General features: G+C 64.8%; 17 protein-coding genes and 1 pseudogene. 8 read left to right on the forward strand and 10 right to left on the reverse strand.

Annotated features, from left to right (window positions below):
* Positions 1–152: 152 nt before the first annotated feature.
* From ACVIW0_RS25875 to ACVIW0_RS25890, 4 genes and pseudogenes are all read right to left on the reverse strand, one after another.
* Positions 153–629, reverse strand: a complete 477-nt coding sequence (locus tag ACVIW0_RS25875; protein WP_050420022.1) for a phasin — start codon at positions 627–629, stop codon at positions 153–155.
* A gap of 183 nt (positions 630–812) precedes the next feature.
* Positions 813–1,410, reverse strand: a pseudogene (locus ACVIW0_RS25880) (GNAT family N-acetyltransferase).
* A gap of 26 nt (positions 1,411–1,436) precedes the next feature.
* Entirely contained in the window at positions 1,437–2,519 is a 1,083-nt protein-coding gene (locus tag ACVIW0_RS25885; protein WP_461354917.1) for a PHA/PHB synthase family protein, read from the reverse strand.
* Positions 2,516–2,899, reverse strand: a complete 384-nt coding sequence (locus ACVIW0_RS25890; RefSeq protein WP_016842898.1) for a hypothetical protein — start codon at positions 2,897–2,899, stop codon at positions 2,516–2,518. The genes ACVIW0_RS25885 and ACVIW0_RS25890 overlap by 4 nt, the downstream gene beginning before the upstream one ends.
* Before the next feature lie 172 nt (positions 2,900–3,071).
* Between ACVIW0_RS25890 and ACVIW0_RS25895 the strand changes: the two genes are divergently transcribed.
* Together ACVIW0_RS25895 and ACVIW0_RS25900 are read left to right on the forward strand one after the other, a co-directional pair.
* The gene (locus ACVIW0_RS25895; protein WP_461354918.1) at positions 3,072–3,998 is read left to right on the forward strand and encodes an alpha/beta fold hydrolase; all 927 of its coding nucleotides are present in this window, start codon (positions 3,072–3,074) and stop codon (positions 3,996–3,998) included.
* Between the two features lie 190 nt (positions 3,999–4,188).
* A complete protein-coding gene (locus ACVIW0_RS25900; RefSeq protein ID WP_461357424.1) occupies positions 4,189–4,584 on the forward strand; it encodes a nuclear transport factor 2 family protein in 396 nt (131 codons plus the stop codon).
* Between the two features lie 210 nt (positions 4,585–4,794).
* Here the strand turns inward: ACVIW0_RS25900 and ACVIW0_RS25905 are convergent, their stop codons facing one another.
* The 6 genes from ACVIW0_RS25905 to ACVIW0_RS25930 form a co-directional block, all read right to left on the reverse strand.
* On the reverse strand, positions 4,795–5,469 hold the full coding sequence (locus tag ACVIW0_RS25905; protein WP_461354919.1) for a spermidine synthase: 675 nt from the start codon (positions 5,467–5,469) through the stop codon (positions 4,795–4,797).
* A gap of 133 nt (positions 5,470–5,602) precedes the next feature.
* On the reverse strand, positions 5,603–8,836 hold the full coding sequence (locus ACVIW0_RS25910) for a bifunctional cytochrome P450/NADPH--P450 reductase (protein ID WP_461354920.1): 3,234 nt from the start codon (positions 8,834–8,836) through the stop codon (positions 5,603–5,605).
* A gap of 138 nt (positions 8,837–8,974) precedes the next feature.
* Entirely contained in the window at positions 8,975–9,970 is a 996-nt protein-coding gene (locus ACVIW0_RS25915; protein ID WP_461354921.1) for an alpha/beta fold hydrolase, read from the reverse strand.
* A gap of 10 nt (positions 9,971–9,980) precedes the next feature.
* The gene (locus tag ACVIW0_RS25920) at positions 9,981–11,531 is read right to left on the reverse strand and encodes a WS/DGAT/MGAT family O-acyltransferase (protein WP_461354922.1); all 1,551 of its coding nucleotides are present in this window, start codon (positions 11,529–11,531) and stop codon (positions 9,981–9,983) included.
* Between the two features lie 59 nt (positions 11,532–11,590).
* Positions 11,591–12,382 carry a lipase family alpha/beta hydrolase gene (locus ACVIW0_RS25925; protein WP_461354923.1) on the reverse strand — a complete coding sequence of 264 codons (792 nt, stop codon included), beginning with the start codon at positions 12,380–12,382 and terminating at the stop codon, positions 11,591–11,593.
* Between the two features lie 8 nt (positions 12,383–12,390).
* Positions 12,391–12,639: a DUF6489 family protein gene (locus tag ACVIW0_RS25930; RefSeq protein WP_229195877.1), complete on the reverse strand. Its 249-nt coding sequence runs from the start codon at positions 12,637–12,639 to the stop codon at positions 12,391–12,393.
* Between the two features lie 379 nt (positions 12,640–13,018).
* Between ACVIW0_RS25930 and ACVIW0_RS25935 the strand changes: the two genes are divergently transcribed.
* The 6 genes from ACVIW0_RS25935 (at position 13,019) to ACVIW0_RS25960 (ending at position 20,558) form a co-directional block, all read left to right on the forward strand.
* The gene (locus ACVIW0_RS25935) at positions 13,019–14,617 is read left to right on the forward strand and encodes an ABC transporter substrate-binding protein (RefSeq protein ID WP_461354924.1); all 1,599 of its coding nucleotides are present in this window, start codon (positions 13,019–13,021) and stop codon (positions 14,615–14,617) included.
* A 103-nt stretch (positions 14,618–14,720) separates the two neighbouring features.
* Positions 14,721–15,701, forward strand: coding sequence for an ABC transporter permease (locus tag ACVIW0_RS25940; protein WP_461354925.1), 981 nt, complete (start codon positions 14,721–14,723; stop codon positions 15,699–15,701).
* An 11-nt stretch (positions 15,702–15,712) separates the two neighbouring features.
* The gene (locus ACVIW0_RS25945) at positions 15,713–16,672 is read left to right on the forward strand and encodes an ABC transporter permease (protein WP_461354926.1); all 960 of its coding nucleotides are present in this window, start codon (positions 15,713–15,715) and stop codon (positions 16,670–16,672) included.
* Positions 16,669–17,652: an ABC transporter ATP-binding protein gene (locus ACVIW0_RS25950; RefSeq protein ID WP_461354927.1), complete on the forward strand. Its 984-nt coding sequence runs from the start codon at positions 16,669–16,671 to the stop codon at positions 17,650–17,652. Before ACVIW0_RS25945 ends, ACVIW0_RS25950 begins: the two co-directional genes overlap by 4 nt.
* Positions 17,649–18,644, forward strand: coding sequence for an ABC transporter ATP-binding protein (locus ACVIW0_RS25955; protein ID WP_461354928.1), 996 nt, complete (start codon positions 17,649–17,651; stop codon positions 18,642–18,644). Before ACVIW0_RS25950 ends, ACVIW0_RS25955 begins: the two co-directional genes overlap by 4 nt.
* A gap of 108 nt (positions 18,645–18,752) precedes the next feature.
* The gene (locus tag ACVIW0_RS25960; protein WP_461354929.1) at positions 18,753–20,558 is read left to right on the forward strand and encodes a gamma-glutamyltransferase family protein; all 1,806 of its coding nucleotides are present in this window, start codon (positions 18,753–18,755) and stop codon (positions 20,556–20,558) included.
* Positions 20,559–20,715: the final 157 nt, after the last annotated feature.

The following is a 20,715-nucleotide window of genomic DNA, read 5'->3' on the forward strand; positions in this document are numbered from 1 at the left end:
GCGCCTCGAAGGATGGCCACAAGCACCGTCGCTCGCGGCCATCCTTCGAGGCTCGCTCCGCTCGCACCTCAGGATGACGTTCGAGGAGGTAAAAAAGAAGGCCCGCGAAATGGCGGGCCTTCGAAAAGGGCAGTCGGTCAGTGCAAGCGCGATCAGGCGGTCTTGCCGTAGACCTTGGCGAAGTTGTCCTGCGCGGTCTTCGCACCGTCGGTGACGAGCTTGCCGAGATACTCTGACGTCGCCTTCGCCCGCGAGACGAACAGTTCGCCACGCGCACGGACCAGGTCCGACTGGATCTGGGCGGCTTCGCTCAGCGACTTGGCCGAAGCGAGCTTGTCGATGCCGGCGAAGAACGCCTCGGCGTCCTGGTAGATCGCCTGCTGGATGTTGCGGCTGATCTTGGCGGCTTCGGTCACCGAACCGGCAACGGCGGTCTCGATCACGTTGGTCACCTTCTCGGAACCGGCATAGGCATCGGCAGCGCGGGTCTTGGCGGCCTCAGCCTGCTTCTTCACGAACTCACGGGCGGCTTCCGGAACTTCCAGGTTCTGGAGCTTGGTGAACGCCTCGGTGACGGGCGCGAAGGCTTCCTTGACGCTGTTCAGCACGGAATTGGTTTCAGTGGTCATTGGGGTCTCTCTCCATCCTCAGGTTTGAGCTATGGGCTCACCCCGTCCGGATTGGCCCGGGGCAGCGGTGTTATGGCACGCCCTATGGTGCGACGCAACATTGATGTTGCACCGCGATATCACGAACTCGTGAACAGCATGAATATCCGGCAAATTGCCCGCGGAACCGGCAGTCAGAGGTGCTTAAACACCTCCGACTGCTCCAGGCAGCCCATACGCCTCCATCTGCGCCCGGACCTGCGCCACATTGTGCCCGAGCACGACGATGTCGTGGGTTTTGCCCTCAACGTCCCTGACGTGGTCGCGCAGCAGCGCCTCCGCCTTGAAACCGAGGCTTTCGAACAGCGTGATCGCCGCCCGCTGGTCGACGGTCATCTGCACCGAGAACTTCTCCAGCCCGGCGCCGAGGGCAATAGCAAACGTCTCCTGCGACAACGCCCGGCCGACGCCCTGCCCGCGTACGTCTGGCGACACCACCATCCGGGATCTCGCCGACATGCGGCGACCAGGAATGCGGGTCGCGCACCAGCGTGCCGCAACCGACCACCGTGCCGTCCTTGATCGCGAGCAGGCTCGTGATGTCGCCGCGCTCGATCTCGTTGATCCAGGCCGACAGCACCTTCGGCTGGCTGATATTGCGCGGCAGGAACAGCAGATCGTGCGTCGGCAGCTTCTGCGCGAAGGCCAGTACCGCGGCCTCGTCGGCGCGCTTCATCAGGCGGAACTCGATGTCGCCGGCCTCGGTCTTGACGTGGCGCGGATAGGAACGTTGTTCGGTCATGTCGATCTCTCTCAAGTCGACCCGTCTTAGGTCGACCTCTTGCCCAACCAGGAGTCCAGCTTCGGCCACAGCCGCTTGATTGCATTGGCGCCGGCGACCAGCGAGACGTGACCGCCTTTCAGCATCACCTCCTCCTTGTCCTCGGAGCCGATCTTGGTGATCAAATGCTTTGCCGCGTCATACGGCACGATGTGATCGTGCTCGGCGACCGCGTGCAGGATCGGCACCTTGATGTCGGCAAGCCTGGCCGGCCGGCCGCCGACCGTCATGGTGTCGTTGTAGAGCTTGTTGTCCCACATCAGGTCCTTAGTGATGGCGCGGAAATACTCTCCGGCGAGCGGCAGCGTGTCGGTCGCCCAGCGGTCGAACATCCGGTACGACTTGACGAACTCGTCGTTCCAGATGTTGTCCCAGAGCTGGATCTGGCCGACGACGCGCGCGGCCGGCCGCAGCATGTCGAACGATTGCAGGATCAGCTCGGGCGGCATGTTGCCGGTGCTGTCGATCAGGCGATCGACGTCGAAATAGCGGCGGTCGGCGAAATTCGAGAACAGCTTCATCTCGCGGAAGTCGATCGGCGTGGTGAAGCAGATCAAATTCTTCATCGGGCCGTCGTTGAAGATCGCGCCATAGAGCAGCGACAGCACGCCGCCGAAGCAATAGCCGATCACCGAGACGTCCTTCTCGCCGGAATCCTGCTGCACCCGACGCACCGATTCCGGGATGAAGTCGAGGACGTAGTCCTCCATGCGCAGCGATTTCTCCTCGGGCTTCGGCGCGGTCCAGTCCAGCATGTAGACGTCGAAGCCGCGCTTGAGCAGAAATTCGATGAAGCTCTGCCCCGGCACCAGGTCGAGGATGTAGCCGCGGTTGGTGGTCGCCATCACGATCAAGACCGGCACGCGATAGACCTCACTGGCCTGCGGCCGGTAGTGATAGAGGTTCATGGTGCCGCGCGAGTACAGCACGTCCTTCGGCGTCTCACCGAGCGACGGTCCGGAGGACGAGAAGTACTCGACGCCCTTGATGCTGCGCTGGATCGCGCGCTGCACCTCGGACTGCACGCGCTCCGAGATCGCGGCGAAGTCAAATCCGGTGGGAGCATTCATTTGCTGCCTCCCTCCGCTGGCGGCTGTTTGGTGCGCGGCGGCCGTGGCGTTGCGCCGTGGCCGTCGTCCGGCGCCAGCGAATTGTGATGCACCTGCTGCAGCAGCGTCTTGATCTCGTTGAGCTGGTTCTCCATCGATTGCAGGCGTTCGGCCATGCCCACGAGCTGGGCGCGGCTCGGCAGGTTCATCGCCAGCAGATATTTCTCCATCAGCTCGCCGAGCTGCTTCTGCGCGCCGGCCGCGACGCCACCGGCCTGATTCATCACCTTGGAAAATTCAGGCGAGCTCATCAGCTGGTTGCCGAAGGAGTTGAACCCCTTCTCCATCTCGCCAATCATCGTCTGCCAGATCACGGCAGGGTCGTTGCCCTTGTCGGCCATGCGGCGTTCCTCCTCGCCAATTCCGGGCGCTTGCCGCGCTTCCACTTGTTTGTGCCATACGACACTGTTGACGGTAATCGGTCAACAGTGCGGCGCGCCCGGCGACGTCGATGCTCTTCTGCGCTGCGTCAATCCGTGGCATACAGGTTCTTGATCGCGACACCAGCAGGGGATGCCCGTGACCACGCTCGCCCATCAGCCGCCGCAGCTCGCCCGGGCCAACGGCATCGACATCTGCTACGAGGTTTTTGGCGATGCCAATGCCGAGCCGCTGCTGCTGATCATGGGCCTCGGCGCCCAGATGATCCATTGGGACGACGCGTTCTGCCGCCAGCTCGCCGCGCGCGGTTTTCGCGTGATCCGATTCGACAACAGGGATATCGGCAAGTCCTCGCGAATGAGCGGCGGCAAGCGGTTGACCGCACTTGAACTCATCAAGCTGCGCTTCCTGAAGATCCCGGTCGCGGCGCCCTACCGGCTGTCCGACATGGCGCGGGACACGATCGGCCTGATGGACGCGCTCGGCATCCGCAAGGCGCATCTGGTCGGCGCCTCGATGGGCGGCATGATCGCGCAGGAGGTTGCAATCACCTTTCCCGAGCGCGTGCGCTCGCTGACCTCGATCATGTCAACCACGGGCAACCCGAAGATCCCGGGGCTGACCCGCGAGGCGACCGCGGTGCTGATGGCGCCGCCGCCGAAGAGCAAGGAAGAATACTTCGTCCGCTACGGCCAGACCTGGAAGGTGCTGCGCAACGGCTCATTCCCCGAAGACGAGGCGCTCGATGCCGAGCGCGCACGCCGCACCTTCGAGCGCGGCCTCAATCCGGAGGGCGTCGGTCGGCAGCTCCGCGCCATCTTGGCCTCCGGCAGCCGCAAGCAGCGGCTGCGCAGCGTGAAGGCGCCGACGCTGGTGATCCACGGCACAGTCGATCCGCTGGTGCATCCCGAAGGCGGCAAGGACACCGCAGCCTCGATCCCGGGCGCGAAGCTCCTGATGATCGAGGGTATGGGCCATGCACTACCGATTCCGATGTGGCCGCAGATCATCGACGCCATCGATAAGCACGCGCATGGCGCTGCGGCGAAGGCGGCGTGAGGCTGGTATCTCCCGGTAACCATGTGAGCCAGGGGTGCGTTCTTCCGGCGGCCGCCCGAAGGCGATAGACAACGCGATGCATCGCGCGGCTCGCGCACCATCAGCCACCGGGAGCAACCAGATGAAGACCCTTCTCCGGCCGCGGACAGCCGTCGCCGCTTTCCTCCTCGCGCTCGCGTCGTCCTCGGCCATGGCGGCCACCGGCGAGGCGCAGCAGGAGGCCAACCGCAAGGCGGTGCTGGCGTTCTACGAGAAGGGACTGAACCAGAAGGACGCCGACGCGGCGCTCGCCTATGTCGGTAACCGCTATGTGCAGCACAATCCCGGCGCGGCCGACGGCCCCGAAGGCTTCCGCAAGTTCATCGGCTTCCTGCGTGAAAAATTTCCGAACTCGCACAGCGAGATCAAGCGCTCATTCGTCGACGGCGACTACGTGATCCTGCATGTCCATGCGGTGCGCGAGCCCGGCACCCGTGGCAATGCGATCATCGATATCTTCAAGCTCGAGGACGGCAAGATCGTCGAGCATTGGGACGTGGTGCAGCCCATTCCGGAAAATCCGGCGAACAGCAACACGATGTTCTGAGCTAGGCGCGGTCTCGGTTCACCTCTCCCCATTGGGGAGAGGTCGGATTGCACCTGGCGATGCGAAGCATCGTCGCGTGCAATCCGGGTGAGGGCTCTTGCTCTCTCGATGGACCGTACCCCTCACCCGATTTGCTGCGCAAAATCGACCTCTCCCGAGGGAGAGGTGAATTTTCGACGCGGCTTCAGCTCAACCTGATCTCATCAGGCTCTAGTCCTTGGCCGCGATCCAGATCACGTGGCGGACGCCGCGGCCTTTTCCGGTGGCGCGGACGGCGATCTCGTTGACCGCGAACCCGGCCCGGGACAGCGATTTCGGGAATTTTGCGTTCGGCCCGGACGACCAGACGGCGAGCACCCCTCCATGTCGCAATGCGGTGTGCGCGAGCTTGAGCCCGGCGACATCGTACAGCGCATCATTGGCCTTGCGGGTCAGGCCCTCGGGGCCGTTATCGACATCGAGGAGGATGGCATCGAAGCTGCGCGGGTGGCGCTCGATGACACCGGCAACGTCTTCCTCCCGGATTCTGACGCGCGGATCGTTCAGGCTGTCGCCGAAGATCTCCGCCATCGGGCCTCTCGCCCAGGCAACCACCGCCGGCACCAGTTCGGCCACCGTGATTTTCGCCTCGCCTCCGAGCACTTTGAGCGCGGCCCGCAGCGTGAACCCCATGCCGAGGCCGCCGATCAGAAAATGCGGCTTTGCGACCTTCTCGATCTTCTTCGCCGCAAGCGTCGCCAGCGCCTCTTCCGAGCCCGACAGGCGGCTGTTCATCAGCTCGTTGGTGCCGAGCATGATCGAGAATTCGCGGCCTCGCCGCATCAGGCGCAATTCACCTTCGGTGCCGGGAATACGCGCGGTATCGATCTTTTCCCAGGGAATCATGCGGCGGCTTGTAGCATAGGGCAGCACCTCTGCCGTAGCCCGGATGCAGCGCAGCGCAATCCGGGTCTCTTTCAATGCGGAGCGACCGCTCCCGGATTTCGCTTCGCTGCATCCGGGCTACAAAGGCGGGAAACTACCCACCCGCCCACACGTCGAGCACGTAGCGGTTCCTCGTCCCCATCTCCTCGATCCAGCGCGCGGCGGCGTCCGTGTCGACGCCGGTGCGCTCGCGGTAGATCGACATCAAGGTTGCCTTGACGTCGGGCTCCATCTTGCCGCCGTCGCCGCAGACATAGACGATCGCGCCCTTCTGGATCAGCTCCCAGACCCGGTCCTTCTGGGCAGCAACGAGGTGCTGCACATAGGTCTTCGGCCCATCGGCGCGCGAGAACGCGGTGAAGAGCTCACTGATGCCGTCGGCGGCGAATGCCTTCAGCTCATCCGCATAGATGAAATCCTGCTCGGGATGACGGCAGCCGAAGAACAGCATCGCAGGGCCGAGCGTCGCGCCCTGCGCCTTGCGCGCGGCGCGCTCCTGCAGGAAGCCGCGGAACGGGGCCAAGCCGGTGCCCGGCCCGATCATGATGATCGGCACCGCGTTATCGTCGGGCAGGCGGAAGCCCGCCTTGGTTTCCTTGATCGTGGCATGGACGACGTCGCCGACGCGGCGGCGCGCCAGATAGTTGGAACAGATCCCCTTGTAGATGCCGCGGCCCGAGTTCGCGGGCGCTTCGACGACGCCCACAGTGACGCTGCAACGCTGCGCTCCGCCCGCAGGCGACGACGAGATCGAGTAATAGCGCGGCGCCAGCAGCGACAGCATTTCAAGGTAAAGGTGGAACGGCAGCTCGCAGGCCGGATATTCCTCGAGCAGGTCGAACACCGATTTGCGTTTTCCCAGCACCTCGGCACGGTAATACGCGGCCGAGGCATCGTCGTCGCAGACATAGGCCATCAGCTTCGGCTTGGTCACCGGGCAACGCGTGTGCTCGGCCATGATCTGGATCTGCTTGCGGGTCGCGACCTGCTGCAGCTCGACGAACTCGGTGAGCAGCCGCCCGACCGACACGGCGTTGCCGACCGGCAATTGCGCGCGGCGGCCTTCCGAGACCTGGAGACGGATCTGGTCGGCGGGCAGGAAGCCGAACCGGCGCGCGACGGAATCGACCAGGGTCGGATCGTTGCGCGGCACCACGCTGAGATGATCGCCGACCCGGTATTTCAGATTGGCCGGCAGCTCGACCTCGATGTGCCGGGTCGAGCGCTCCGACGGATGGGCGCCGTCCTTGGTCTGCAGTTCGGTGTTGACGAGCACCTTCATCGGCACCGCGCCGCCCTGCGTCACGATGGTGTTGACCGCGCCCTGCGCCACCGGCTCGATTGCGTAGAGCGGCTCGTCCTCGGCGGTGCGGGTGAAATTCCAGTCGATGCCGAATTCCCTGGTCGCGACCTTGGCCGCCTCCGGAAACCATTTCTGGAACTGGCCGTCGAGATCGCTGCGCGCATCGCCCTCGCCGCGCGGATAGACTGCGTGTGCGCCGTGCCTGGTCAATTGCTCATCGATGAAGCGTGGCACCGACTGATAGGTCGCCGCCCAGTCGCTGTTGCCGCAGCCGAACACGGCGTAGCGCACCTTGGCGAAGGCGTCCTTCGGCAGGTCGCTCTCCAGCCATTTGACGAATTGCGTCGCGTTGTCGGGCGCGGCGCCATTATAGGAGGCGCAGATGATCAGCACGCCACCCTCTTCCGGCAGCTTGCCGACATAATCGTCCAGCGGGCCGAGCCGGGTGGCGAAGCCGTTGATTTCGGAGAGATCGGCCATGCGGGTTGCCAGCTCCTCGGCCGAGCCGAGGTTGGAGCCATAGAGCACCAGCATCGGCGTGTTGTGGCCGGGACGCGTGGTCGGCGCGCGCGGCGCCTTCGGCGCGGCCGCAACCGCGTTCGTGCCGCCGGCGAACGCGCCGCGATCCCTGTCGTCGCGCGGTCGCACCTTGATCCTGAAGCCGTCGGGCTTGACCGTCAGCGTCTCCTTCAGATGCATCTGGTAGCGATGCACATCGAGCAGCTTGAAGCGCTGCAGGATCATCCCGATCGCCAGCGCCGCCTCGTGCATGGCAAAGCCGCGGCCGATGCAGGCGCGCTGGCCATTGCCGAACGGCTTCCAGGCGTTGATCGGGCGCTTGGCTTCGGCCTCGCGGCTGAAATTCTCGGGATCAAACACATCGGGGTTCGGGCCCCAGACAGAGGGGTCGCGGTGCAGCGCCATCACCAGCACGGTGATGAAGGTGTTCTTCTTCAGCTTGTATTTGCCGCCGATCATCTCGTCGTTGAGCGGCGCGATGCCGTAAGCCGGCGCCGGCGGCCACAGCCGCAGCGCCTCCTTCAGGCACTGGGTGATGTAGGTGAGCTGCGTCACCTGCTGATAGGTCGGCTTGGCATCGAGATCGGGACCGAGGACGCGATCGACCTCCTCATAAGCCTTCTTCAGCACCTCGGGATGCTTCAGCAGCGCATAGATCGTGCAGGACAGCAGGCCGGAGGTGGTCTCGTGGCCGGCGATCAGGAAGGTGTTGATCTGGTAGCGGATGTTGACGTCGTCGAGCTGCTCGCCGGTGGCGCGATCGACGCCGGTCATCATCGCGGCCAGCATGTCCTTCTTGTCGTCGGACGCGGCAGTATTGCCGCGCCGTTCGGCGATGATCTCGTCGACCATCTTGTTCATGAAGGCGACGTCGTCGACGAGCATCTTGCGTCGCTTCTGCATCCACAGACCCTCGAGCGGCAGGCCGCGGGTCATCATGATGGTCTCGAGCGAGCGCACCAGCGATTCCACGAACGGGTGGTAGTCGCGGCGGTAGAACGAATTGAAGCGGTAGTCGAAGCCGCACAGCCCGATGGTGTCGAGCGTCAGCGCCGTCATGTCGTGGACGACCTCGATCTCCTCGTCGGCGTTGAGGCGCTCCCATTTCTTGACCAGCTGCTCGGCGATATCGACCATGCTCGGATGGTACGACTGCATGGCGCGGTTGCCGAACGGCTGCATCAGGATGTTGTGCGCCTTGCTCCAGTTCGGCTCCTTGGTGTCGGCGGTGAACAGCCCGTCGCCGCCGACCGCGCGCACGCGGCGCAGCGAGCCGCGCACCGCCTTGTCGAACCGTTTCTCGTCGGAGAGCTCGTCGACCAGGTCATGGCCGGACACGATCACGAGCGGCGCGCCCATCATGTCGAGCCAGAAGATCGGGCCGAGCTCTTTCGAGAGCTTCACCAGATGCTGCACCGGCGCGGTCGAATCCAGCGACAGCATGTTGCCGACCACCGGCTTCGTCGGCGGATGCGGGATCGGACTCAGTCTGTTGCCGGACGCCATGTTGAGATTGTCCCCTGCTGCACTCTATTCCGTCATTCCGGGGCGATGCGCAGCATCGAACCCGGAATCTCGAGATTGCGGGTCTGGTCCTTCGGACCATCCCGGAATGACATCAAGCAACCCGCGATCGCCTCCTCGTCACCCAAACCGCTTTCTGCGCCATTCGATCAGCTTGGCGCTGACCTCGTCAGGCTTTTCCTGCTGCGTCCAATGGCCGCTGTCCTTGACCAGGTATTTTTCGAGGTCCGGCACCAGTCGCTCCATGCCGTCGGCGGCCGACGGCGGCAGCACCGCGTCGTTCTCGGCCATGATCATCAGCGACGGCACCCGCACGTGATGGTCGAGCCCGGCCGAACGCTCCCAGTTGCGGGTGAAGTTGCGATACCAGTTGATGCCGCCGGTGAAGCCGGTCTTGCTGAAGGTATCGACGAACACCTTCTTCTCCTCGGCGGACAGGATCGGCGTCCGCGGATCGTGCTTGGCATCGTAATTCGCGATCATCTGCGGAAACGCCAGATTGAGCCGCGCCGACGCGCCGACACCGGCGATCGGCTGCTCCTCCGGCGTGCCCGGAGGGCGCGCGGCCGGCTTGCGCATGAAGGCATCGAAGGTCTGCTCGACCCGGCTGCCGAAGATCCGGTCGGGCTCGCGCGCCGGATCCTGGAACTGGACGATGTACATCTGGTCGCCGAAGCGCTGGCGGAACAGCGCGATCGGATCCATTGGTGCCCGGTCCCAATGCGGCGTGTTGACGCCGACGACGCCGGCGACCCGCGACGGATGTCTGAGCGGCATCTGCCAGACGACAAAGCCGCCCCAGTCGTGACCGACGAAGATCGCCTTGTCGATCTCGAGATGGTCGAGCAGGCCGACGAGGTCGCCGGTCAGGTGCTCCATGTCATAGGCCTCGACCGGCTCCGGCCGGTCGGTCGCGCCATAGCCGCGCTGGTCCGGCGCGATCACCCGGATGCCGGCCTCGCCCAGCGCCTTGATCTGGTGGCGCCAGGAGAACGCCAGCTCGGGCCAGCCGTGGCACAGCACCACCGGCGGCGTGTCAGTCTTGGGGCCCGCTTCGTAGAAGCCCATGCGGATGCCGTTCGTCTCGGCGAACTGCAGCGGTGGCATTTCGATCATTGTGAAGTTCCTATTCGGCCGCGCCCTTGATGTCCGCAGGCGGAGGCGCGAACGCCGCCTCGAGTGCATCGAACTCGAGCGGCAGCATGTCGCACATCACCTGCACATGGGGAATGATGTTGGCACCGACGATGAAGCCGAAATCGAGCTGATCGCGGTAGCTCTGCACGGTGATGTTGAGCGCAACGCCGTGGGTCGAGATCGAAACCGGGAAGATGTGCAGCAGCTCGGCGCCGGCCGCGTACAGCGTCTGCCGCGGCCCCGGCACGTTCGAGACCGTGATGTTGGTCGCCGGCGGCAGCACGTTGGAGAGGTCGGAACGGCTGTAGAGCAGCGCCATGATCTGCACCAGGATCGGTGCGCCGAGCATGGAGATGTTGGAGACCTGCGGCATCAGGGCGCGCAGCGGATGCGACATCTCCTTGGACTTGGTGGACTGCGCGATGATGGTTTCCAGCCGCTTCCTGGGATCCTCGACGTCGGTCGCGATCGAGCAGATCATGCCGAACACCTGGTTGTTGGATTCGGCATTGCCCTCCTCGCGCAGCGAGATCGGCACGCCGGCGGTCAGTGACTTGTTCGGCAGCGCGCCCTGGCTGATCAGATAGCGCCGCACCACGCCGGAGGCGAGCGCCAGCACGACGTCGTTGAGCTTGCCGCCGGACGCCTTCGCCAGCGCCTTGGCGCGCGACAGCGAGATCGAGGTGCCGGCAAAGCTGCGTTCCGACGAGATCGCCTTGTTGAGGATGGTCGGCGGCGAGGACATCGCCTGCAGACTCTCGCGCGTACGGGGATCGGCGACCTTGGCGACGACGTCGGACAGGCTTTTCATCACGGTCGGCATCGAGCCCGCGAACTTCACCGCGCTCTCGATCTGGAACATGGCGTTGTCGAACAGGATCGAGCCGAGATCGCTCTTGCCGGAGCGCGGCAGCTCCAGGCTCTTCTGCGCGGCGGCGGCGGCCTCGAACGGCTGGGTCCAGAGCTGCTGATAGGCATCGATCAGATTGGCGGCGATGTCGCGCGGCTCCTGCGCGACCTTCTTCGCGCTCGGCGGCTCGATCTCGCGCGGCACCGGCGTCAGGTCGTAGATCATGCTGGTCAGCGCAGCCCCGGCGCCGCCGTCGATGCAGGCGTGGTGCATCTTGGAATAGAGTCCGATCTCGTTGTCCTTCATGCCCTCGAAGACGTAGAACTCCCAGAGCGGGCGGGCGCGGTTCAACAGCTTGGCGTGCATCCAGCCGACGATGCGCTCCAGCGTGGCGCGGTCGCGCGGCGCCGGCAGGCTGGCGCGGAAGATATGGCGGTCGATGTCGAACTGGTCGTCCTCGACCCAGGACGGATGGTCGATGTCGAGCGGCGCCTTCTGCAGGCGCGCCTTCAGGATCGGCGCGATGTGCAGCCGTGAGGCGATCATCGCCTTGAACTCCTCGAAGAAGTCGCCCTTGTAGCCGTCGGGCAGGCGGAAGATCGCCATGCTGCCGACATGCATCGGCATTTCCGGCGTTTCCAGATAGAGAAACGATGCGTCCAGCGAGGACAGCTTCTTGGCGTCGCTCATGATCTCCTCCCGAGAGCCGACTCACGCGGGCGCCTTGGCGGCGCCTCTCGTCGTATGGTTTAGGATAGTGCCTGTTCTGCCGGTCCGTAGGCAATGGCAAAGGGGCCGGACCGGTCAAAATGCCGAAACTCGCCTTCCGGCTGCGCCAGCCGGTCCGCGATCGCCCACAGCGCCGCGGGATTGACGCCGAGGCCGATATGGCTGGCCAGATGCACCTCGATGTTCTCGGCGGTCGCCGACGGCCGCACCCGCGAGGTCCGCCAGTTCACGATGCCGTCGGTGCGGGAATAGATCGAGGTGGCCGGCACCGGCATGTCGCCGGCGATCGCGGCGCGGACCTCCGGGATATCGTCCACCCGCTCGCCTGACAGCACCTCGTACAGCCGGGTCGCATTGGTGGCGCGGATGTCGTCGGCGAACGGACTGCCGAGCGTGATGATGGAGCGCACCAGCTCGGGCATCTGCGACGCCAGATCGCGCGCATAAACGCCGCCGAGGCTCCAGCCGATGATCGAGACCTTGCGCCCGGCGACCTCATGAACCCGCTTCAGCAGGTCGCGCAGCGCAGCTCGCCTGCTGGAAATCCCACCGAAATTGCGGCCCATGTTCCAGGCGTAGGCGTCGTAGCCGAGCTCCTTCAGATAGCGCCGCATCGGCGCCATCGACAGATCGCTGGCGAGGAAGCCCGGCAGCGCCAGCACCGGATGACGGTCGCCCTTCGGCGCCTGCATCAGCAGCGGCGACAGCAGCAGGCTCGAATTGAGCTCAAGCACGCCGCGCGCTTCCGCCAGCATCAGGAACAGGCTGGGCGGGCGCAACCGGCGTTCGGTCCCATCGACGCTCCTGTCCATGTCGGGCACTATTTCTTCTTGCTGGTGCCGCCGAAGCCGGCCATCGCCACGAACATGTCCTGGAAGCGCTCGGCGAGCTTGGGATCGAAGGTGAACCAGCTCTGCAGCAGCGATTCCGGCGAAATCTTATCAATGTTCGACAGCATCTGCTGCTGCAGCTTGTCCATGACGGCATTCTGCATCGGCGCCACGTCGGGCAGGCCGAAGAACTGCCGCGCTTCGAGGGGCGTACAATCTATCTCGACGTTGACTTTCATATCCGCCTCCTCAAATGCGCCGTGACCCGGCCGCAGTATCGCCGCGACGGGGTGCGTTGCGCAAGTCGGCCCCGCCTGCCGCAAGATGCAGTCGGCCTCAATCACCCGTTATGGTCAACCAACCTGTCTTGCCGCGACCGGCATTGACAGCGCGCGCCGCGGATCGCTCCCGTGGCCTACGCGCAGCACTCCGAAAGTCGAATGTCACGCGCCGATACCGACCGCCTATCCTGAAATCCCGGTGGTTGCGCTGCACCCGCGCGAGCAGGTTAACCCTTTGGCAAATCGCGCTTGCGCGGCCGGTAAACTCTGGCAACATGCATCAATAATACCAGCCGGACAAAGCAGCCGGCGGACAAAAACGGGGACGCGGGATCACATGTCGGTACGTTGGAGTTTGTTTGCGGCGGCTGCCGTCGCACTGGTCGCCGTTGCCTTGCCGGCGTCGGCGCAGACGTTGAAATATGCCAACCAGGGCGAGCTGAAGTCGCTGGATCCCTACACGCTGAAGGAAACCACGACGATCGCGCACCATGCGCACGTCTACGAAGGCCTCACCGCCCGCGACAAGGACCTCAAGATCATTCCGGCCCTGGCGGAAAGCTGGGAGACGCTGAGCCCGACCAAATGGCGCTTCCATCTGCGCAAGGGCGTCAAATTCCACAATGGCGACCCCTTCACCGCCGACGACGTGCTGTTCTCCGCCGACCGCGTCCGCGCCAAGGGCTCCAACTTCCTGAGCAACGTCCCGGCCGATGCCAAGTTCACCAAGGTCGACGACAGCACCGTCGACGTGACGCTGGACTCGCCCAATCCCATCCTGATCTCGCAGTGGGATAGCTGGTACATCATGGACAAGAAGTGGAGCGAGGAGAACAATTCCGTTGCACCGACGCCGGCCTCGGCGACCACGCCGAGCTACGCGGCGCTGCACGAGAACGGCACCGGCCCCTTCACGATCGAGAGCCATCAGCCCGGCGTGAAGACCGTGTTCAAGGCGTTTCCGGGCTATTGGCGCAAGCCCGAGCATAATCTGAAAGAGATCATCTTCACCCCGATCGGCTCCGATGCCACCCGCGTCGCCGCATTGCTCTCGGGCGAGGTCGATGTCATCGAACCGGTTCCGCTGCAGGACATCCAGCGCGTCAATTCCAGCGGCGTCGCCACTGTCATGACCGCGCCGGAGATCCGCACCATCTTCATCGGCATGGATATGGCGCGCGATGAGCTGCTGTTCTCCAATATCAAGGGCAAGAATCCGTTCAAGGACATCAAGGTCCGCGAAGCCTTCTACAAGACGATCGACGTCGACTTGATCAAGACCCGCGTGATGCGCGGCATGTCGACGCCCTCGACCCTGATGATCGCGCCCGAGCTCTATCCGCTGTCGAAGGAGTTCACCCGGCCGAAGCTCGATCCGGAAGGCGCCAAGAAGCTGTTGGCCGAGGCTGGCTATCCGAACGGCTTCGAGGTCACGATGGATTGCCCGAACGACCGCTACGTCAACGACGCCGCGATCTGCCAGGCGGTGGTCGGCATGCTGGCCCGCATCGGCGTCAAGGTGAACCTGCTGGCGCAGCCGAAGGCGCAGTATTTCGGCAAGGTGCTGAAGCCCGGCGGCTACCAGACCTCGTTCTTCATGCTGGGCTGGACGCCCGCCACGTCCGACTCGCACAATGTGCTGCACGACATCCTCGGCTGCCGCGACGATCCGAAGGATTCCACGAGAGGCGAGGCCAATCTCGGCGGCTATTGCAACAAGGACGTCGACGCGCTCACCGACAAGGTGCTGGTCGAGAGCGACACCGCCAAGCGCGATCAGTTGATCAAGCAAGCCTATGAGATCGTCATCAAGGATTACGGCTACATTCCGCTGCATCAGCAGCCGCTGGTGTGGGGCGTGTCTAAAAAGGTCAAATTGACCCAGCGCGCGGACAACCAGGTGCTGCTGTACTGGGCGACCAAAGAGGGTGAATAGTGGTCTCGGCGAATTGGGTCCCGGAAGCGCACGCTTCCGGGACCTCGCGTTTTCCGGCCGCGCAAGGCCGCGCCCCAAATGTCAAAAGCAGTGAAAGGTAGAGATGCTCGCTTTCACTCTTCGCCGTTTCCTGCAGGCGATCGGCGTCATGCTCGCCGTGGGCATCATCGCCTTCGCGATGTTCCGCTTCGCCGGCGATCCGGTGAATCAGATCGTCTCGATCGACACCTCGGCCGCGCAGCGCGCCGGGATCCGGCATTCGCTCGGCCTCGACGATCCCGTGCTGGTGCAGTTCGGCCGCTACGTCATCAATGCGCTGCAGTTCAAGTTCGGCGTGTCCTACCAGTTCCGCCTGCCGGTCTCCTCGCTGCTGGCGGAGCGCTTGCCGGCAACGCTTGAGCTTGCGATCGTCGCCACCATCTTTGCGATGGTGGCCGGCATCCTGATGGGGGTCTATTCGGCATTGCGTCGCGACACCATCCTGGCCAGATTATTCCAGGCGATATCGCTGATCGGCATTTCGCTGCCGACCTTCCTGATCGGCATCCTGCTGATCTATCTGTTTGCCGTAACCTTGGGCTGGCTGCCCTCGTTCGGGCGCGGCGAGGTGGTGAAGCTCGGCTGGTGGTCGACCGGGCTGCTCACCGTCTCCGGCTGGAAAGCGATCATCATGCCGGCGATCACGCTCGGGCTGTTCCAGATGACCCTGATCATGCGGCTGGTGCGCGCCGAAATGCTGGAAGTGCTGCGCACCGACTATATCCGCTTCGCCCGTGCCCGCGGCCTGACCACTCGCGCGATCCATTTCGGTCACGCGCTGAAGAACACCCTGGTTCCCGTGATCACCGTGGCCGGCCTGCAGTTTGGCTCGGTTATTGCTTTCTCCATCATCACCGAAACCGTGTTCCAATGGCCGGGCATGGGGCTTCTGTTCGTCCAGGCCGTGCAAAACGTCGATATCCCGATCATGGCTGCGTATCTGTTGATGGTCTCGCTGATCTTCGTCACCATCAATCTCGTGGTTGACATCCTCTACACCGTGGTCGATCCGCGCTTGCGCTCGACCGTCGGCCGCGCGGCGTGAGGGACCAACCGATGTCCGACGCCGTCGTCCCCCATCGCACGCAAGACCACCAGCCCGCTGCCGGTTGGTTCGCCCGCGCGCTCGACAGCGACATCTTCTATTCGTTCCGCCGCTCCAAACTGACGATGATCGCCGCTGCGATCACGCTGTTGTTCTTCCTGCTGGCGATTTTCGCGTCCTGGCTCGCGGTGCAGAACCCGTTCGATCCGGCGCAGCTCCAGCTAATTAATTCGCGGATCGCGCCGCTGTGGACCGCCGACGGCCAGAGCCCGTTCCTGCTCGGCACCGACGAGCAGGGCCGCGACGTGCTCTCGGCGATCCTCTACGGCCTGCGCATCTCGCTTGCGGTCGGCATCGCCGGCGTGGTCTTCGCCGGCGCGCTCGGTATCGCCCTCGGCCTGATCGCCGGCTATTTCGGCGGCGTGGTCGACACCGTGATCATGCGGATCGCCGACGTGCAGCTCACCTTCCCGGCGATCCTGATCGCGCTTCTGGTCAACGGCGTCGCCAAATCGCTGCTCGGCAACCGGCTCGACGAGATCAGCACGCTCGGCGTCTTGATCATCGCGATCGGGCTCAGTTTCTGGGTGCAATATGCCCGCACCGTGCGCGGCTCGGTCTTGGTCGAGAAGAACAAGGACTATGTGGCGGCAGCGCAGCTGATCGGCCTGCCGGCGCCGAAGATCATGTTCCGCCACGTGCTGCCGAACACGATGGGACCGATCCTGGTGATCGCCACCATCAACCTCGCGCTCGCGATCATCACCGAGGCGACGCTGTCGTTCCTCGGCGCCGGGATGCCCGACACCATGCCCTCGCTTGGCACCCTGATCCGGATCGGCAACAACTATCTGTTCGCCGGCGAATGGTGGATCGTCGCCTTCCCGGGCATTGCGCTGGCCGGCCTGATCCTCTCCATCAACCTGCTCGGCGACTGGCTGCGCGACGCGCTCAACCCAAAGCTCCGATGACCAAGCCCGTTCTCTCCGTGCGCAATCTCGAGGTGGAATTCGTCACCCGCCGCGCCACCTTGCGCGCCATCAACGGCGTGTCGTTCGAGATCGCCAAGGGCGAGGTGCTCGGCGTGGTCGGCGAGTCCGGCGCAGGCAAATCGGTCACCGGCCTTGCCGTGATCGGGCTGATCGATCCGCCTGGCCGCATCTGCGCCGGCGAGATCGAGCTGTCGGGCACGCGCATCGACCATCTGCCGCCGGAGGAGATCCGCCGCGTCAGGGGCAAGCGGATCGGCATGATCTTCCAGGATCCGCTGACCAGCCTCAATCCGCTCTACCGGATCGGCGACCAGATCGTCGAGACCATCCGCACCCACACCAACCTGAGCGAAAGCGCCGCACGCCGGCGCGCCATCGATCTGTTGGCCGAGGTCGGCATCCCCGCGCCGGAGAAGCGCATCGACGGCTATCCGCACGAATTCTCCGGCGGCATGCGCCAGCGCGTCGTGATCGCGCTCGCGATCTGCGCCGAGCCCGAGCTGATCATCGCCGACGAGCCGACCACCGCGCTCGACGTCTCGGTGCAGGCGCAGATCATCGCGCTGATCAAGCGGCTCGGCCGCGACCATGGCACCGCGGTGATGCTGGTCACCCACGACATGGGCGTGATCGCCGAAACCTGCGACCGCGTCGCGGTGATGTATTCCGGCCGCATCGCCGAGATCGGCCCGGTGCAAGAGGTGGTGCGCAATCCCTTGCATCCCTACGCCCGTGGCCTGATGGGCGCGATCCCGACGCTTGCGGGCGAGGACAAGCGCCTGGTGCAGATTCCCGGCTCGATGCCGCGGCTGTCGGCGATCCCGCCGGGCTGCCCGTTCAATCCGCGCTGCGCATTTGTCTTCGATCGCTGCCGGGTCGAGCGCCCCGAGCCGATCCGGCAGGGCACGCAATCCGTCGCCTGCCATCTGTTCGATCCCGCGAAGGAGACCGCGGCATGAGTGGGACATTGATCGAGGTCAGGAACCTGCGCCGCGTGTTCGACGTCTCGAAGCCGTGGCTCAACCGCGTGCTCGAGGGCGGCCATCTCGAATATCTCAAGGCCGTCGACGGCGTCTCTTTCGACATCAAGCGCGGCGAGACCTTTGCGCTGGTCGGCGAATCCGGCTCCGGCAAGACCACGGTTGCGCGCATGGTGGTCGGCCTGCTGCCGCCGAGTTCGGGCGAAGTCGTGATCGACGGCGTCTCGATGACCGATCCGCGGCAGGGCCAGGCGCGCCGCCGGTTGCGCCGGCGCATCCAGATGGTGTTCCAGGATCCCTATGCGAGCCTCAATCCGCGCTACCGGGTCGCTGCCATCGTCGCCGAGCCGATCCGCGCCTTCGACCTGATCCAGGGCGAGCGCGACATCAAGGCCCGGGTCGGCGAATTGCTCTCGCTGGTCGGCCTGCACCCCGACGACGGCCAGAAATTCCCGCACGAATTTTCCGGCGGCCAGCGCCAGCGCATCGCGATCGCCCGCGCGCTGGCGTCGGAAGCCGAGTTCATCGTCTGCGATGAGCCGACCTCGGCGCTCGACGTCTCGGTGCAGGCGCAGATCCTCAATCTGATGCGCGATTTGCAGGACAAGTTCGGCCTGACCTATCTGTTCATCAGCCACAATCTCGCGGTTGTCCGCCACATGGCGAGCCGGATCGGCGTGATGTATCTCGGCCGCATCGTCGAAATCGCCGAGGGCCGGAAACTGTTCGAGAACCCGCGGATGCCCTACACCAGGATGCTGCTCGGCGCGGTTCCGGACCTTGCGATGTCCGGCCGCCAGCGCATCCCGGTCAAGGGCGAGATTCCGAACCCGATCGATCCGCCATCGGGCTGCGCGTTCAATCCGCGCTGTCCCCTCGCCTTCGACCTCTGCCGCCGGAAGACGCCGGACCTGATCGACGGCGTCGCCTGCCATGCCGTCAACAGCCCTGCCGCCGCCGTTCCGGCATGATCACGCGGATGGGAGCGGCCATGTCCACCAAGCGGTTGGCATACCAGCTCGCCTGTGATCAAGTGCGCGCGCAACAAGCCCAGCAAGCCGCCGAACCAGTGAATAACCATGAGCAACGTCAATCCCGATCCATTCACCACAAGGCCCGAGATCGAGGGCACTTTCGGCGTCGTCACCTCGACGCACTGGATCGCGACCGCGGTCGGCATGGCGACGCTGGAGAAGGGCGGCAATGCCTTTGACGCCGGCGTTGCGGCCGCTTTCACGCTTCAAGTGGTCGAGCCGCATCTGAACGGCCCCGGCGGCGACGTCCCGATCATCGTGCACGACGTCAAGCGCGGCAAAACCGAAGTGATCTGCGGCCAGGGCCCGGCGCCGGCCAAGGCGACCATCGCGCATTATCGCAGCGAGGGGCTCGAGATGGTGCCCGGCACCGGCCTGCTCGCCGCCTGCGTGCCCGGCACGTTCGAAACCTGGATGCTGCTGCTGCGCGACTACGGCACATTGCGGCTGCGCGACGTGCTGGAGCCCGCGATCGGCTATGCCCGTGACGGCCATCCGCTGGTCGAGCGCGCCTCCGCCACCATCAAGACCGTCGAGCAGCTGTTCCGGAAATACTGGACCACATCGGCCGATGTCTATCTGCCCAATGGCGAGGCACCGAAGCCCGGCACCATCTTCACCAACAAGACACTCGCGGAAACTTACGCGCGCATCCTCGACGAGGCGGAGAGCGCGGGCGGCGACCGTGTCGCGCAGATCGAGCGCGCGCGGCAGGCGTGGTCGAAGGGCTTCGTCGCGGAGGCGATCGACAGATTCTGCCGCACCCGGGAGGTGATGGACGTCTCCGGCTCGCCGCACCGTGGCGTGCTGTCGGCCGACGACATGGCGCGCTGGCAGCCGACCATCGAGGCGCCGCTGACCTACGATTACGGCCGCTACACCGTGCAGAAGTGCGGCGTCTGGAGCCAGGGTCCGGTGATGCTGCAGCAGCTCGCGCTGCTGAAGGGCTTTGAGCTCGACGGGCTCGATCCCGCAGGTCCCGACTTCATTCATCTGCAGATCGAGGCCGCCAAGCTCGCTTATGCCGATCGCGAGACGTTCTACGGCGATCCGAAGTTCACCGACATCCCGATCGAGACGCTGCTGTCCGATGCCTACAACAACGAACGGCGCGGACTGATCTCGAAGGACAAGGCGTCGCTCGACTTTCGCCCCGGCTCGGTCGAAGGTTTCGGCGGCGTCATCAAGCTGCGCCACGCCGAAGGCCATCGCGAGGCCGTCGGCGCCATGGGCGCGGGCGAGCCGACGGTCGGCCGGTTCGGCGAGGTGCGCGGCGACACCGTGCATTTCGACATCATCGACAAGGCCGGCAACATGATTTCGGCGACGCCGTCCGGCGGCTGGCTGCAATCCTCGCCGGTGATTCCCGAGCTCGGCTTCTGCCTGGGCAGCCGCGCCCAGATGTTCTGGCTGGAGGAGAACCACCCGGCATCGCTGGCGCCGGGCAAGCGGCCGCGCACCACGCTGTCGCCGACCATGGCGCTGCGCGACGGCGCGCCGTATCTCGCCTGGGGCTCGCCGGGCGGCGACCAGCAGGACCAGTGGATCACGCAGTTCTTCCTGCGTCATGTCCACGCCAAGCTCAATCTGCAGGAGGCGATCGACGCGCCGGCCTGGCACTCCGAGCATTTCCCGATCTCGTTCTGGCCGCGCACCTCGCGGCCCGGCGTGCTGGTGCTGGAAAACCGCGTGCCGAAATCGACCATCGACGAATTGAAACGCCGCGGCCATGTCGTGGAGATCGGTCCCGATTGGTCGGAAGGCCGCCTCACCGCGGCCTCGAAGGTCGGTCACCGCCGCCGCGCCGCCGCCAACCCGCGCGGCATGCAGGGCTACGCCGCAGGGCGCTAAGACAAGGTGATCGCCACAACATGATGACGTCGGGTCGGATCGCGGAGCGAGCCTCAAACTTCACCTCGCCCCGCTTGCGGGGAGAGGTCGGGTCGCATCGAAGATGCGATCCGGGTGAGGGGGAGTCTCCGCGAACTCAATTTGTACCATCTTTGCG

This window comes from Bradyrhizobium sp. USDA 4454 (genome assembly GCF_054822705.1).

Coding starts and splice junctions, on each gene's coding strand:
- ACVIW0_RS25875 (WP_050420022.1), bottom strand. CDS start 629: ATGACCACTGAAACCAATTCCGTGCTGAACAGCGTCAAGGAAGCCTTC.
- ACVIW0_RS25920 (WP_461354922.1), bottom strand. CDS start 11,531: ATGAGCGACGCCAAGAAGCTGTCCTCGCTGGACGCATCGTTTCTCTAT.
- ACVIW0_RS25955 (WP_461354928.1), top strand. CDS start 17,649: ATGAGTGGGACATTGATCGAGGTCAGGAACCTGCGCCGCGTGTTCGAC.
- ACVIW0_RS25885 (WP_461354917.1), bottom strand. CDS start 2,519: ATGAATGCTCCCACCGGATTTGACTTCGCCGCGATCTCGGAGCGCGTG.
- ACVIW0_RS25935 (WP_461354924.1), top strand. CDS start 13,019: ATGTCGGTACGTTGGAGTTTGTTTGCGGCGGCTGCCGTCGCACTGGTC.
- ACVIW0_RS25930 (WP_229195877.1), bottom strand. CDS start 12,639: ATGAAAGTCAACGTCGAGATAGATTGTACGCCCCTCGAAGCGCGGCAG.
- ACVIW0_RS25960 (WP_461354929.1), top strand. CDS start 18,753: ATGAGCAACGTCAATCCCGATCCATTCACCACAAGGCCCGAGATCGAG.
- ACVIW0_RS25910 (WP_461354920.1), bottom strand. CDS start 8,836: ATGGCGTCCGGCAACAGACTGAGTCCGATCCCGCATCCGCCGACGAAG.
- ACVIW0_RS25905 (WP_461354919.1), bottom strand. CDS start 5,469: ATGATTCCCTGGGAAAAGATCGATACCGCGCGTATTCCCGGCACCGAA.
- ACVIW0_RS25925 (WP_461354923.1), bottom strand. CDS start 12,382: ATGGACAGGAGCGTCGATGGGACCGAACGCCGGTTGCGCCCGCCCAGC.
- ACVIW0_RS25940 (WP_461354925.1), top strand. CDS start 14,721: ATGCTCGCTTTCACTCTTCGCCGTTTCCTGCAGGCGATCGGCGTCATG.
- ACVIW0_RS25900 (WP_461357424.1), top strand. CDS start 4,189: ATGGCGGCCACCGGCGAGGCGCAGCAGGAGGCCAACCGCAAGGCGGTG.
- ACVIW0_RS25945 (WP_461354926.1), top strand. CDS start 15,713: ATGTCCGACGCCGTCGTCCCCCATCGCACGCAAGACCACCAGCCCGCT.
- ACVIW0_RS25915 (WP_461354921.1), bottom strand. CDS start 9,970: ATGATCGAAATGCCACCGCTGCAGTTCGCCGAGACGAACGGCATCCGC.
- ACVIW0_RS25895 (WP_461354918.1), top strand. CDS start 3,072: ATGCCCGTGACCACGCTCGCCCATCAGCCGCCGCAGCTCGCCCGGGCC.
- ACVIW0_RS25950 (WP_461354927.1), top strand. CDS start 16,669: ATGACCAAGCCCGTTCTCTCCGTGCGCAATCTCGAGGTGGAATTCGTC.
- ACVIW0_RS25890 (WP_016842898.1), bottom strand. CDS start 2,899: ATGGCCGACAAGGGCAACGACCCTGCCGTGATCTGGCAGACGATGATT.